This window comes from Pseudomonas sp. HTZ2 (genome assembly GCF_033173945.1).
Taxonomy (GTDB): domain Bacteria; phylum Pseudomonadota; class Gammaproteobacteria; order Pseudomonadales; family Pseudomonadaceae; genus Aquipseudomonas; species Aquipseudomonas guariconensis.
This window is the reverse complement of sequence record NZ_CP137332.1, coordinates 52491-65218: the sequence shown is the minus strand read 5'-3', so window position 1 is coordinate 65218 and position 12728 is coordinate 52491. Positions and strand designations below refer to the sequence as shown.

8 protein-coding genes, 1 tRNA gene and 1 pseudogene are annotated in these 12728 nt (G+C 60.7%); 2 read left to right on the top strand and 8 right to left on the bottom strand.

Going from position 1 to position 12728, the window contains the following annotated elements; translation table 11 throughout:
* Nucleotides 1–34: 34 nt before the first annotated feature.
* The 6 genes from pqqB to R6G97_RS00265 form a co-directional block, all read right to left on the bottom strand.
* On the bottom strand, nucleotides 35–946 hold the full coding sequence (gene pqqB, locus R6G97_RS00290) for a pyrroloquinoline quinone biosynthesis protein PqqB (RefSeq protein WP_317847679.1): 912 nt from the start codon (nucleotides 944–946) through the stop codon (nucleotides 35–37).
* 78 nt (nucleotides 947–1024) lie between these two features.
* On the bottom strand, nucleotides 1025–1096 hold the full coding sequence (gene pqqA, locus R6G97_RS00285; protein ID WP_003243383.1) for a pyrroloquinoline quinone precursor peptide PqqA: 72 nt from the start codon (nucleotides 1094–1096) through the stop codon (nucleotides 1025–1027).
* 167 nt (nucleotides 1097–1263) lie between these two features.
* The gene (gene pqqF, locus R6G97_RS00280) at nucleotides 1264–3582 is read right to left on the bottom strand and encodes a pyrroloquinoline quinone biosynthesis protein PqqF (RefSeq protein WP_317847678.1); all 2319 of its coding nucleotides are present in this window, start codon (nucleotides 3580–3582) and stop codon (nucleotides 1264–1266) included.
* Between the two features lie 84 nt (nucleotides 3583–3666).
* Entirely contained in the window at nucleotides 3667–4461 is a 795-nt protein-coding gene (locus R6G97_RS00275; RefSeq protein WP_250034124.1) for a carbon-nitrogen hydrolase family protein, read from the bottom strand.
* 14 nt (nucleotides 4462–4475) lie between these two features.
* Nucleotides 4476–6158, bottom strand: a complete 1683-nt coding sequence (locus R6G97_RS00270; protein ID WP_043210361.1) for a flavin monoamine oxidase family protein — start codon at nucleotides 6156–6158, stop codon at nucleotides 4476–4478.
* Between the two features lie 208 nt (nucleotides 6159–6366).
* The gene (locus R6G97_RS00265; RefSeq protein ID WP_070571947.1) at nucleotides 6367–6828 is read right to left on the bottom strand and encodes an Lrp/AsnC family transcriptional regulator; all 462 of its coding nucleotides are present in this window, start codon (nucleotides 6826–6828) and stop codon (nucleotides 6367–6369) included.
* Nucleotides 6829–7079: 251 nt separating this feature from the next.
* On the opposite strand from R6G97_RS00265, the gene R6G97_RS00260 reads away from it, so the two are divergent.
* Nucleotides 7080–7538: an adenylyltransferase/cytidyltransferase family protein gene (locus R6G97_RS00260; RefSeq protein ID WP_197852599.1), complete on the top strand. Its 459-nt coding sequence runs from the start codon at nucleotides 7080–7082 to the stop codon at nucleotides 7536–7538.
* Nucleotides 7538–8755, top strand: a pseudogene (locus tag R6G97_RS00255) (CDP-glycerol glycerophosphotransferase family protein); the annotation flags it as partial. The gene R6G97_RS00260 and the pseudogene R6G97_RS00255, both read left to right, overlap by 1 nt.
* Before the next feature lie 97 nt (nucleotides 8756–8852).
* Here the strand turns inward: R6G97_RS00255 and R6G97_RS00250 are convergent.
* Together R6G97_RS00250 and R6G97_RS00245 are read right to left on the bottom strand one after the other, a co-directional pair.
* Nucleotides 8853–8929: transfer RNA gene (locus tag R6G97_RS00250), tRNA-Ile, on the bottom strand.
* 15 nt (nucleotides 8930–8944) lie between these two features.
* Nucleotides 8945–12688 (bottom strand): EAL domain-containing protein, encoded by a 3744-nt coding sequence (locus tag R6G97_RS00245; protein ID WP_317847677.1) that lies wholly within the window; start codon nucleotides 12686–12688, stop codon nucleotides 8945–8947.
* Nucleotides 12689–12728 lie beyond the last annotated feature (40 nt).

Here is a 12728-nt window from a genome sequence, read left to right as displayed (position 1 = left end):
GTGAACCCGTTCCCACAAGGGCCGAGCAGCTTCGTTACAGCTCGATGCTCATGCCGTCGTAGGCCACTTCCACGCCGCGGCGTTGCACTTCGGCCCGCTCGGGTGAGTCCTCATCGAGAATCGGGTTGGTGTTGTTGATGTGGATGAGCACCTTGCGCTGACGCGAGAAGCCGTCCAGCACCTCGAGCATGCCACCCGGACCGTTCTGCGCCAGGTGGCCCATCTCGCGGCCGGTACGGGTGCCGACACCGCGGCGTTGCATTTCATCATCCTCCCACAGGGTGCCATCGACCAGCAGGCAATCGGCGCCCTGCATCATCTGCAGCAATTTGTCGTCGACCTGGCCCAGGCCCGGGGCATAGAACAGCTTGCCGCCGGTGCGGGTGTCTTCCACCAGCAGGCCGAGGTTGTCTCCCGGATGTGGATCGAAGCGGTGGGGCGAATAGGGCGGCGCGGCGCTGCGCAAGGGGAAGGGGGTGAACCGTAGGTTCGGGCAGGCTGGGATGACGAAGCTGCCTTCGAGCTCGATGCGGTTCCACACCAGACCGCCATTCCAGTGGCTGAGCATGGTGAACAGCGGGAAGCCGGTGGTCAGGTCCTGGCGGACCATCTCGGTGCACCAGACCTGGTGCGGGCAGCCTTCGCGCAGGCTGAGCAGGCCGGTGGTGTGGTCTATCTGGCTGTCGAGCAGGACGATCGCGTCGATACCGGTATCGCGCAGTGCGCGGGCTGGCTGCATTGGCGCGAAGGCCTGGAGCTGGGCACGGATGTCCGGCGAGGCGTTGCACAGGACCCAGTGTTCGCCATCGTCCGACAGTGCAATGGAGGACTGGGTACGCGCTGTGGCGCGCAAGGTGCCATCGCGGTAGCCCTTGCAGTTGGCGCAATTGCAGTTCCATTGAGGAAACCCGCCACCGGCGGCGGAACCGAGAATCTGGATGTACATGGCTGCTCTCTATCCGAAAAACCGTTGCCAAAAAACGCAAACGCCCCGGCGGACCGAGGCGTCTGATCGCAGCAATGCTTAGCGGTTTGCGAAGTACATGGTCACTTCGAAGCCGATACGCAGGTCAGTGTAAGCAGGTTTGGTCCACATGGGCGTTCTCCTTCCGGATGGGGTTGGGTGGTCAGTTACTTGTTTGGCGCCGCCTTGGGGAGGAGGTTCCATTGACTGAGATTGCGCTATCTTACAAGAAAAATTTGTACCGAAAGGTTAATTATTCGAAAAGTGCCGTTGCAGTCTCCGTAACAATCCGGCTGGGTTCAGTGCCAACTGGCATCCGGCGCCGGGGCGTTGGCCAGGCACACCCAGCCATGCTCGGCTGTCACCAGGGCCTGCCTGAGCCGATCCAGATGCATTTGCTCTGTCGTCAGGATAGACCGCCTTAGCGCAGCAAGATCGTCGGCTTGTATAGCCAGGTGTGTCTGCCATGCCCATTGCGCGACATCGCCATTGTTCATGGCATTTTCTTCAAATTGAGCGGCGAGGTTTTCGCGGGCTTGCACGTCGAGCGGCAGGTTCTGCCCGAGCAAATGCAGGATATGGTCGAGGATCTGTGCATGGCTGGCCTTGGGCGACTGCACGCCGAAGAGCAGCCCGCAGACACCTTCGACCTGACGAAAGGTACTGAACACGGCGTAGCCCAACTGCAATTCGACTCGCAGACGCTGATAGTACGGGCCTTGCAGCAAGTGGGCGAGCAGACGGCCAGCGGCTTGCTGGTGCGCGGGCAGTGGGCAGAACAGCAACAGCGCCGGTTCGCTGCCTGGGGTCTGTAGCGCATGCCAACGACGACCCATGAGCGATGGAGGGGCATGGCGCGTTTCAGGCGTGCCCATCACTCCCTGCAGTGCTGCAGCCAGCGCTGACTGCTCGGCCACGGCGAACCCCACCGCCAAGCCCTGCCAGCGAGCGGTTTGCCAGAGCACGTCAAGCGAGGCTTGGTCCAGCACTGTGTCATCGGGCTGTCGAGACGGGTCGTGCCGGATCGCATCGGGCAGGGCCTGAAGCAACGCGCGGATCGGAACCAACGCAGGCTTGGACGCCGATGGTGATATCCAGTCATCCACGCCAGGTCGGCGTAGCAGCGGGAGGGCTTCGTCGAGTGCGCGTATCACCGCTTGTGGTGCACCTGCGCAGTGCAATTGCCAGGCATTGCCGCTCGCCGTGAAATCCAACTGCAATGACGCCCGCTTGGCGCGTTCGACCAGCGGCTGTAACGAATGCTCGAGCAGGGGTTGGAAGCGCTGGCCCAAGGGAGAGCTGACGTGCCAGCGCAGGTAGAGCGCGGCAAAGCGGCGTGAAGCGGGCAAGGCATCGCTGATCGCGAGGCTCGCGGGCAGGGCTACGCGCGCATGGCGAGGCAGGGTTGCCAGCAAAAGGGGGTCCGCGGGCGCTAGTTGCCAGTGGCCATGGTCGCGGTGCGGCAGGCTGTCCAGCAGCGTGCGCAAGGCCGCGAGGCCCTGCTCGTCAAGGTGGCGAAAGGGCAGACCTGTGCTATCCCGGCGCGCCAGTTCCAGAGCGCTGGCCGTGTATGCGCGACGTTGCTGCAACTGGGCATGTGTGCGGTTCAGTGCGTTGTGATCGGTCTGGCGCAGAAAGCCCAGCCAGCCTTGGAGCGAGGCCAGGATCTCATCTTGCGAGGCGTCTTCGCTTACCTGTAGCTGGGCGCTCCACAGCAACTGGCCGGCATGAACATAAAGGGGCTCGGCCTTGAAGCTGCGCAGCCAGCCGCGCTGGCGCAGATAGGCCAGCCAGCCGCCAGGCCGGTTGTCGCCCAGACAGGCGAGCAGCAACTCCAGGGCGGCTTCGGTGCCCTCGGGCAGATGCTCGTGGGCAAACAGCAGGTCGAGACGATCATCGACTCTGACAGCGGCCGGCTCCGCACGCTGCAAGAGCCTCGGCGGCAGGGCTTGCGCGGTGGGATCGCCAGAGGCCAGCAACAGGCCAAAGCGAGTGCCCAACGTTTGAAGGTCATCCAACGACTGGGGCCCGCACAGGCTGAGCACCATTTGCCCGCCGTGGTAATAGCATCGATGGAAGTCGCGCAGCGCCAACTGGAATGCTGGCGCCTGTATGGCCAGTGTGTATCGATTGCCAGCGTGAAAGCCGCCCAGCGGATGTGCAGGGGCTGCGCTCTGCAGCAGGGCGAAATGCCGTTGGGCTTGCCGGTTGCGCGCCCAGGCGATGAACTCTGCATGGATCACTTCCCGCTCACGGCGTTGGCGCTCGATGCTAAGGTCAGGTTCCGCCAGCATCTGGCACAGTCGCTCAAGGCCACCTGCCAACGCGTGGGGCGGGACTTCGAAGAAAAAATCGGTGGTGCGTTCGCGGGTACTGGCATTGACCTGACCGCCCAGGCCCTGCACGTAGCGCATCAGGCCATCTGCCAGGGGAAAGCGCTCGGTGCCGAGAAAGAACAAATGTTCGAGAAAGTGCGCCAGCCCAGGCCATTGGGCTGGAGCGTCATGGCTTCCAGCATGCACCCGGATGGCCGCGGCAACGCGTTTGAGGCGCGGGGCGTGGCGCAGGGTGAGCTGCAGGCCATTGGAGAGGGTGAGGTGGCGGGTGGCGTCAGGCATGGCGTAATCCTAACGCATTGGCCGGCCCTGAGCTGCAGGCGTGGGCCTGCTTAGTGCCAGGCCGCATCCGGCCCCTCGCAGGTTTCAGGTGTTACGAAGATGCAGCTCGCAGCGCAGGTCGGTCAAATAAGGAAATGCCTTGCGCCCTTGCTCCACGCATGCGTGGTCAAGGTCCGCCACCAACTGGCATTCCTCCTGGCCGGCCATCGCCAGAACGCTGCCGTCCGGCCCGATGATGCTGCTTTGGCCGCAGTAGTGGATCTCACCCTCGGCCCCGCAATAATTGGCATAGACGAGGAAGCACTGGTTTTCCTGTGCCCGCGAGCGCACGGTGACCTGGCAAGTGAAGTCGTACGGCTGCATGTTGGCCGTCGGCACCACGATCAGTTCGGCGCCGCCCAGCGCCAGGCGCCGGGCGTTTTCCGGGAACTCGATGTCGTAGCAGATCAACATACCCAGCCTCCAGCCCTCCAGCTCGACCACCGGAAAGTGATCAGGGCCTGGGCTGAACATCGAACGGTCCAGTTCGCCGAACAGGTGCGTCTTGCGGTAGTTGCACAGGCTGCGACCGTGGCTGTCGATCAACTGCACGCTGTTGTACAGCGCGCCATCCTCGCCTCGCTCCGGATAGCCATAGGCGATGGCGATGCGATGGGCCTGGGCGATATCGACCACGCTCATGGCCGACGGGCCATCGTTGGGCTCAGCCAGGCGCTGTACGGCGCCCAGGCCGATGTTGTAGCCGGTCAGGAACATCTCCGGGCATACCAGCAACTGCGCGCCGCCAGCGGCGGCCAGTTGCGCCTGCTGTTGCAGGCGCTCGAGGTTGCCGGGTACATCCAGTGGCCTTGGCGCGCCTTGGTACAGGGCGATGCGCATGGTGCGTCCTCGTGTCAGTCCGGCAGGGCGATCGGGCCGAGGTCATGGAAGACATCGCCTGGGCCCGGGTTTTCAGGATGGGTCTTGCCGCCGAAGTGGTTCATGATACCCCACACCGCATTCAGCGATGTCTGCACCGCGCCTTCCACCCAGGCTGGGGTCCACGACACATCGTCGCCAGCAATGAAGATGCCGCGCTGCTCGGCAGGCATGTCCTGCTGCATGAAGTGCGCGTACATGCGCTGGTTGTAGCGGTAGTGCCCTGGCAGCGCGCCTTTGAAGGCGCCGAGGAAGTACGGGTCGGCCTCCCAGGAGATGGTGATCGGATCGCCGATGATATGCCCCGCAATATCGGTTTTCGGGTAGATCTTCTTCAGAGCATCGAGGGCCAGCTGCACACGTTTTTCAGTCGGGTGCGGCAGCATCTTCAAGGCATCGCTCATCCACGCGTAGGACAGGCAGATGACCCCCGGCTTGTCGTCGCCGTTATCGAACAGGTAGGTCCCACGGGTCAGGCGGTCGGTGAGCGTCATGCTCATCAGATCGCGCCCGGTTTCCGGGTCCTTGTCCTTCCAGAACGGCCGGTCGACCATGACGAAGGTTTTCGACGACTGCATGTAGCGGGTGCGGTCCAGGGCCATCCACATCTTTTGCGAGAACAGCGACTCCTCGCAGTCGATCTGGGTGGTCAGCAGCCAGGTCTGGCAGGTCGCGAGCACTGCGGCGTAATTGCGGGTATCGCCCCAGGTATCGGTGACCGCCAGGCTGCCATCGGCCGCTCGGTGGATGCGCTTGACGCCGCCGCGTGGCGCGCCGCCATGCAGCGAGCTCAGGCTGGTGCCGGCTGGCCAGTGGGCGCAACGCTCGGGTACGTGACGCCAGATGCCCTGAGGTACTTGCTCGACGCCGCCGACCACCAGATGCTGATGGTCGTCGCAGTTGGTCATCACCACGCGGAAGATTTCCAGCATCGAGTTGGGGAAGTCCGAGTCCCAGCCGCCCGTGCCGAAACCGACCTGACCGAAGACTTCGCGGTGCTGGAAGCTGAGCTTGGCGAAGGAGCGCGAGGTGGCGACGAAATCATAGAAGGTGCGATCGTCCCACAGCGGAACCAGGGTGTTCCACAGCTCTTTCAGGCGCGGTACATCGCGGTCACGGATGGCTTGCTGGATCTCGCTGAACTGGGCGCCGCTTTCCAGGGCATCGGCCCAGGCATCGGCCACTTCCTGGAACAATGCCGGCAGGTCGGAAATCTTCTCGGCGTAATAGGTCTGGCCTTCCAGGTCGATGACCGTGCTGCCGGAGGCTGGGGTCAGCGGGTTGGGGAAAGGTTTGGTTTCCAGGCCCAGTTTGTCGACATAGTGATAGAACGCCGTGGACGAGACCGGGAAGCGCATGCCGCCCAGTTCGGCGACGATGCCGTCAGTGCCGTTGAAGGCCTGCGAGCGCAGACGCCCACCCAGTTTCGAGGCTTCGTACACCACCGGCTTGAGGCCCAGCTTCATCAGCTCGTACGCCGCCACCAGACCTGCGATGCCGCCACCGACGATCGCCACTTCCTCGCCATGACGCTCGGCCGGGATGCTGCCCAAGCCAGCCGGGTGCTCCAGCCAATCGTCAAAGCCGAAGGGAAAGTCCGGGCCGAAGATGGTGACAGGTTTCTTGCCGTCGACGGGGTGGCGGTTTTTCTTGTTCATGTGATGACCTTGCCAGGGAGGCTACGCAGAAGGCGGAGCCTGAGTATAGAAAATGTCTGGAGGCCATTTTATGAAGCGGGACGTTCGTAATTAAGGTGCAGAGTGGCGTCGTTATGTGAAATTTGTCGTCTTAATGACGGCTTGGGCATGCAGAGTGACGAGCGCTGATCGCCAGGGGCAAGCTCGCCTTGGTTACGAGGCTGAATGATCAGCCCGGTTGGCCCCGGTCGACCTTGCTGCTGAGAATGATGGAAGTCGTGGTTTTCTCGACCCCTTCGAGACTGCCGATCTGATCGAGCAGCTGGTCCAGTTGTTCCGGCGAGTCGCTGCTCAGCCAGGCCACGTAGTCGAATTCGCCACTGACCGCGCACAGCTGCTGAACCTGGCCCATGGCGCTGAGGCGGCGCACGATGTCCTTTCCCGAACGCGGCTGCGCCTTGATGCCCACATAGGCCTGCAACCCCCCTCCACGCATCCGCTGGCCCAGACGCACACCGTAGCCTGTGATGATCTTGCCCTTCTCCAGCCGCTCCAGGCGGGAATTGACGGTAGTACGGGCAATACCCAAGTGCCGAGCGAGGGTGGCGACGCTTTCCCGGGCGTTGATCTGCAGCAGGGAGATCAACTGGCGGTCGATTTCGTCGAGGGTGATGGAGCGAGCGTCGGGCATGGCGAATCTCTTTGAAAGGCTTGGTTGGGCTTGAGCACGGAGCGAGTGAGAATGTGCTTACTTTAAGAATTTGGGGCATTTCGTTAAGATTACCGCGCTTTACGCTGCGTCGCGCCATGCAACCTGCTGGCCGATTTACGACAGTTTTGACAGGTTTATTGTTTCCGTCGCGATGGCCTACGTAGGCTCGCCTCGGATTCCGCGCACTCAAGGCAGATGAATGCCGCAAGCGGATTGAGACAGGGGCACGAGTGAAAACGGTATTAACCTACGGGACATTCGATCTGTTCCATGTCGGGCACCTTCGCCTTCTGCAACGTCTTCGGGCATTGGGGGATCGTCTGATCGTGGGCGTCTCTACTGATGAGTTTAATGCCTCCAAAGGCAAGCAGTGCGTTATCCCATTCGAGCACCGTTGTGAGGTAGTCCGCAACCTGAAGCAGGTGGATCTGGTCATTCCAGAGTCCTGCTGGTCTCAGAAATTAGATGATATTTGCCGATATAAGGTGGATGTTTTTGGAATGGGGGCGGATTGGCAGGGTAAGTTTGATGAGCTCGGTGAGTATTGCGAGGTTATTTATCTGGAACGTACCCAAGATATCTCTACGACCCACCTAAAGAATGTCTTGGCAGACTTGAGATCGGACAACATTGCGCGCCTAAAGGATGCCTTGGATGTGCTCCAAACTGTAGCAAGGGAGTTCCGTTGATGCTCCGAAAACTGGTGGAGAGGTTTTTACGCAAGGATCCTCTTCGACTGAAAGTTATCGCTTACCATCTGGCGGGGCTGATTCCGCGGCGTTCGGACTTGTGGGTGTTCGGAGCCCATGGTGGGCGGCTGTTTTCTTGCAACTCCAAGTACTTTTACCTCGATGCCCGGAAGCGTTTGCAAGGCGCAGTTCGTTGCGTCTGGATCAGTCGTGATCCTCTGTTGGTTCAGTCCATGACGGCAAGAGGCTTGGATGCAGCCTACTTATTCTCCTGGCGCGGCATGTGGAGTTGTCTTCGGGCCTCGGGATATTTCATCAATGTTGGACTTCGAGATATTAGCTTCACACTCTCCAAGGGCGTGGAAGTCATAAACTTATGGCACGGCATTCCGCTTAAGAAAATCGAGATGGACGATGAGCGTCGTAGTAAAAAATCGGCCCGTCGAACATTGCAGAGGTCGGGAGGCTCTTGGGGAGCATTTTTCAATCCCAAAAAATACGCAGAGTATTCCTATATATTGGCAAGCTCCGAATATGTAGCAGACTACGCTATGAAGTCGGCGTTCGGATTACCTGCTTCGCGCTGTCTTCCCTTTGGCTTTCCTCGGACCGATCTTTTCTTTTATTCGCGCCTGCAACTTTTGGAGCATATCCAGGCGTACGAAACATCCGACGTAAACAGCATGGCCAACTCGCTACAAAAGTTTCAAAAGACATTCATCTACATGCCGACGTTCCGAGATGATGGTAAGGATTTCGTGCAGGCCGCAGGCATTGACTTTGAGGATCTGGACCGTCGCCTCGGTGAGCAGGGTTATGGATTGTTCCTGAAATTTCACCCCTCAACTCGCCTTGATACAAAAGCCTTGGCCTCGCTGTGCAACATCACTGTTCTGGACAAGGATCTGGATGTTTATCCGCTGCTGCCTTTGATCGACGTATTGATAACCGACTACTCGTCTATCTACTTTGATTTCCTTCTGCTTGATCGACCCATCGTGTTTTTCCCATTCGATTTGCCGGCGTATCAGCGAGATTGCCGCTCATTGTATTTGGACTATGAGAGTCACACTCCCGGAATAAAAGTTATGGATTACTCCGCCTTGCGAGATGCGCTGTTCGACCGCCACGATGACTGGGCGTTAGGGCGCGCTGAGATGAGGCGACTGTTCTGGGGCACTTATTCAGGCGATGCATCCCTGCGGTTGGGTCAACGGTTCGCTGCCCAAGTCTGAGCTGAGGCTCTGCCCTAAAAGCTGTTGGGGCTAAGGTCCAGACAGCAAAAAGCCGCGCAATGCGCGGCTTTGTCGTATCTGGTGGGCCCACACGGACTCGAACCGTGGACCAAAGGATTATGAGTCCTCTGCTCTAACCAACTGAGCTATAGGCCCCAGAGGTGGCGGGGATTATAACGAGGGTTTGAGGTGGGTGCCATCTGAAAGATCTGATAGTGCTATGCGAAGGAAGGTGGCAGCGAATTCCTCCGCAGGCAGGGGCAGGCTGACGATGTAGCCCTGAATCTGTTCGCAGCCTTCGCAGGCGAGAAAGTTTTGCTGCGCCTGGTTCTCGACACCTTCGGCAATGATGGTCAACTGCATGCTGCGTCCCAGGGCGATGATTGCGCGGGTGATGGCGACGTCATGGGGATCGCTGGGCAGGCCGCGAATGAATGACTGATCGATCTTGAGAATGTCCAGGGGTAGACGTTTGAGGTAGCTCAGGGACGAATAGCCGGTGCCGAAATCGTCGATGGCCAGTTGCACGCCGAGCGCCTTGAGCTGATGAAGGATGGCCAAGGCTTCCTCGGCCTGGCTCATGATGAAGTTCTCGGTGATCTCCAGCTGCAGGTCCCCGGCCTTGAGCTGGTAAGTCTTGAGCAGGTGTTCTATGCGTCTGGCGAGGTTGGGCTGGCGCAGCTGGGCGCCGGCGAGGTTGATCGACAAAGGGCCAAACGGCTCGTAGGTGCTCTTCCATTTGTACATCTGCCGGCAGGCTTGTTCCAGCACCCAGTCGCCCAACTGCAAAATGGTGCCGTTCTCTTCGGCCAGGTGGATGAACTGCTCTGGCGGGACGTCGCCTAGGGTGGGGTGACGCCAGCGGATCAAGGCCTCTGCGCCAACCAGGTTTTGGGTCTTGAGGCTGAACTTGGGCTGAAAGCACAGGCTCATTTCGTTGCGCTCGATGGCCCGACGCAGTTCGTGTTCCAGAGCGATGCGCTCGCTGGCCTGGGCGGTCAGGTCGCGGGTATAGGCCTCGACCCGGTTGCGGCCCTTGGCCTTGGAGCGGTACATGGCCGCGTCGGCGTTGCGAATCAGGTTGGCGACGTCGGTGCCATCCTGTGGATAAAGGCTGATGCCGATGCTGGCGCTGGTGAAGAACTCATGTTCACCGGCCTCGAACGGGGCATGGAAGCAGGTCAGCAGCTTGTTGGCGATGGCGCTGGCATCGCTTGGGCGATGCAGGCCGGGCAGGAGGATGATGAACTCATCGCCACCTAGCCGCGCCACGGTGTCCAAGTCGCGTACCTGCTCTCTCAGGCGTTGGGCGATGCCTTTGAGCAGTAGGTCGCCGACCGGATGGCCGAGGCTGTCGTTGATGTGCTTGAAGCGGTCCAGATCCAGAAACAGCACCGCACCCTGTCGGTTGGCCTCTTGCGGGCAAGTAAGGGCGGCCTGCAGGCGCTTTTCGAACAGCGCACGGTTGGGTAGGCCCGTCAGCGGGTCGTGGTGGGCCTGGTAATCGAGCTTGGCTTGGGCGAGCTTGAGGCTGGAGATATCGGCGAACACTGCCACGAAGTGGGTGATTTCATGGTCGCGGTTGCGCACGGCGCTGATGGTCAGCCAGCCGGGGTAGAGCTCGCCATTCTTGCGCTTGTTGTAGATTTCGCCTTGCCAATGGCCTTCGGCAGTCAGTTGATGCCACATGGCCGCGTAGAACGCGCTGTCGTGCTGCCCGGACGCGAGCAGGCGTGGGGTTTGTCCAAGGGCTTCGATCTCGCTGTAGCCGGTGATCTCGCTGAAGGCGCGATTGACGGCACTGATGCGCTGGTCGGGATCGGTGATCAGTACCCCTTCGGCGGTGTTCTCGAACACAGTGGCGGCCAGTTGCAGTTTTTCCTGCATCAGATGGCGCTCGGTGATGTCCCGGGCGATGGTCAGCATGCAGTCGGTGCTTTCGATCGGCAGCGGCCTGGCGGAGAGTTCACACAGGCGGATCTGCCCATCGCTGCGCCGGATATGACAACTGAAGTCACGCACGAAACCGTCGCGCTGCAATTGCTCGATCAGGCGCTTGCGCTCGTTGAGATCGACCCAGATACCCAGGTCCAGGGAGGTCTGGTCCATGGCTGGATTGATGTCATAGCCGGTGAGGCGGCAGAACCCTTCGTTCACTTCGAGCAACAAGCCGTCGCTCTGGCGCGACAGCAACAGGCCGTCGGGGGAGGCATGGAAGGCCTTGGCGAACTTTTCTTCGGAGGTCTGCAGTTGTCGCTGGGTTTCCTTCAGTTGGCTGATGTCGCGCACCGCCACGACCATGGCCCGGGTGCCGTCGAGGTTGAACGTCTCGGCCGAGGTCAGGCCGGTGAACACCTGGCCGTTGCTGCGGCGAAAGCTCATTTCCAAGTTGCGGATACCGCCTTGTTGTAGGCGCTCGAGCAGAGCGGGGCCGGCGCCGGCCAAGGCCCACAGGTCTAGTTCGGTGGCGGTGCGCCCGATCACCTGGCCTGGGCTCAGGCCGATCTGTTCCTCGAAGGCTTCGTTGACTTCCAATAGGCAACCGTCGCTATGGCGAGCAATCACCAGGATGTCCGGGCATTGCTGGAACACCGAGGCGAACTTCTGTTCCGACAGGCGCAGGGCATCTTCCGTACGTTTGGTTTCGCTGATGTCGATCATCAAGCCCCGCAGCAACGGGCGGTGGCCGTGTTCGATCATGCTGACGATATTGCGTACCCAGAGGGCGTGGCCGTCCGCGCGGATCACTCGATAGTCGAGGCTGTGGTCGCGCCCCGCGGCGGTTTCGCTGTCGCAATAGGCCTGGGCCCAGAGCGCGTCCTCAGGATGCAGGATGCTGCGCCAGAAACCGGGGCGCAGCCAATCACTCAAGGGGTAGCCGAGCAGGTCTTCGGCATGGGGGGAGACATAACTGTATGTGAAGTCGTTGGCATCGGCCTCCCAGGCGATGGCGGACAGGCTTTCGACCAGGCTGCGGTAGTGATACTCGCTGCTGCGCAGTTCCTGTTCGAGGGCGATACGCCGCGAAATTTCTGAACTCAGGCGCCGGTTGATGCGAATGACCACCGCCAGACCGGCAAGCAGCAGCAAGACCGCAGGCAGGCCGTAGATCAGCATGTCACTCCAGAACGACCGCTGGTCGACGACGTTCCCGACCCAGCGTTGCTGGATGTGGCTGATTTCTGCCGTGGTCATGTCGGCCATGACCTTGTCGAGAAGGCCGACCAGTATCTTGTTGTCCTTCTGGGCCGCCATGGCCAGTTGATAGCGATAGGGCGTCTCACCGCTAACGTACAGGCCGTCGAGCTTGAGCTGACGCAGGGCCCAGATGCTCGAGGCGAGGTCCCCTACCACTGCGTCCACTTCATCTGTCGCCAGGGCCTGAAGGGAGGAGCTGACGTTGGGCAGTGCCACCAGGTTCAGGTCCGGGTGGTGAGTGCGCAGCAGCTCATGGGGGGCGTAGTTTTCAACCACGGCCACCTTCAGCCCATACAGGTCTTCGAGGGTGCGGGGCTGTGGGCCGCCCTTGTGTGCCAGGATGACGATGGGGAAGTCCAGGTAGGGGCGGGTGAAGGCGAGGTATTGCTGGCGTTCGGGCGTCGACATGATGCCGGGGAGCAGGTCGATGCGTTTTTCCCTAGCCTGCTGCAATACCTCGGTCCAATTGCTGGGCTCGATCGGTTTGAGCGATATGCCCAGACGCTCCTGGATCAAGGCAACGTAATCGGCGGCCAATCCCTGGTAACGGCCTTCCTGGTCGCGAAACTCGAAAGGCGGCCAGGAGGCATCGACGCCCAGGCGCACGTGTGGGTGAGCGCTGAGCCAGGCTTTTTCTTCATCAGTCAGGGTCAGGGCGCCGGCCGTTGCGTTCCACGCAAGCAGGATCAGCAACAGAAGGGCCGGCACAAAGGACATAGCGGCCTCTCATTCAGGTGGTCTGAATCGAGTGTAGACG